The organism is Bacillus sp. RO1 (assembly GCF_012524115.1).
GTDB lineage: Bacteria > Bacillota > Bacilli > Bacillales > Bacillaceae_I > Sutcliffiella_A.
Genome location: NZ_JAAZWB010000003.1, coordinates 1 through 1277, shown reverse-complemented (window position 1 = coordinate 1277; position 1277 = coordinate 1). Strand labels below are relative to the sequence as shown.

General features: G+C 39.1%; 1 protein-coding gene. It reads right to left on the bottom strand.

From position 1 onward, the window contains the following. Positions 1 to 359 precede the first annotated feature (359 nt). On the bottom strand, positions 360 to 1277 hold a 918-nt coding region (locus tag HC179_RS00025; RefSeq protein ID WP_168862481.1), incomplete at its 5' end, for an IS3 family transposase.

The window sequence follows — 1277 nt, the reverse complement described above, 5'->3', positions numbered from 1 at the left end:
CACATATTCCCTAAACTCTGGAGAGTAGCTTTTCTTTTTCGTCATGTTTAACACGTCCTTTTATCTGTTAGTTTTGATTAAAACATGACGCCAATCCCTGTGTCCACTTTTCATACTACCTCCAAAGATTTCGCATTTTTGACCGAAGTTTCTCTAAAGTTGACCGAAGTTTTTGTCTTTTTGTCCGAACCGAAAATTTAAATGTCCAAACCTCGCTTAAAAGTGACCGAACATGGAGTTCTGTCAATAAAATAGACATTAATCTGTACTGGATTGGCGTATTTTTTCTTCCGCGCTACGTGTTCCACTTCGCTTGCACGCCTCTACTTAAAGGATCAATTAAAAATCAAATTGATCCTTTAAGCAGAGGTTAAATGAGATTTATTGGCGTCTTCTTTTTGCGCCTTAAAGTATGCCAATTCGTACTCATTGGGTGTGGCGTATTCTAATGTGGAATGCATCCTCTTCCTATTGTAAAACTCAACGTAAAGTTGCACTGCTCCCATTGCTTCTGCTTTTGTCCTAAACACAAATTTATTCAGATACTCCTTCTTCAATGATGCAAAAAACGACTCCGCACAGGCATTGTCATAGGGAGTGGCTTTCCTACTCATACTAATTTTCGCTTTTGCTTCTTTAAGCTCATCAATATAGTCATTGGAACAGTACTGAGTTCCTTTATCCGAATGATGTATCCAACCTTCTTTCGGTTGACGCAGCTTGATGGCTTCTTTTAAAGCTCGAAGAGGCAAGGAACGGTCCATTTTGTCGTCTATGGCATAACTAATGACCTTCCTGCCGAACAAGTCCAGGATTGGATTAAAGTATAAGAAACCTTCATGAGTAGGGATATAGGTGATATCCGTCACCCAAACTTTGTTAGGGGCATCTGGGTTAAACTGACGGTTCAAGTTATTGTTATACGTACGATTAGAATGATTAGAATCTGTTGTGACGGTATATATTTTAGGCGGTGTGGCAAACAAACCTAACACTCTCATTCGATTGGCAACCGTTTTAGAAGAAACATCTATTTTATCTTCTTTCACTAACTTACGGTGAATTCTCACACTACCATATGTTTCATGGTTATCAGCGAAATGAAAGAGAATACGTTCATCAACGTACTTTCTCCATTGTTCTCTTTCCGTTTCCTCACGATCCAATCGCTTCACATATAAATAATAGCCAGATGTAGACACACCAAGAACTCTACACATCAACACCACGGTGTGTTCATTCCGGTGGGAATGAATGAATTCGAAGATCACTTCTTT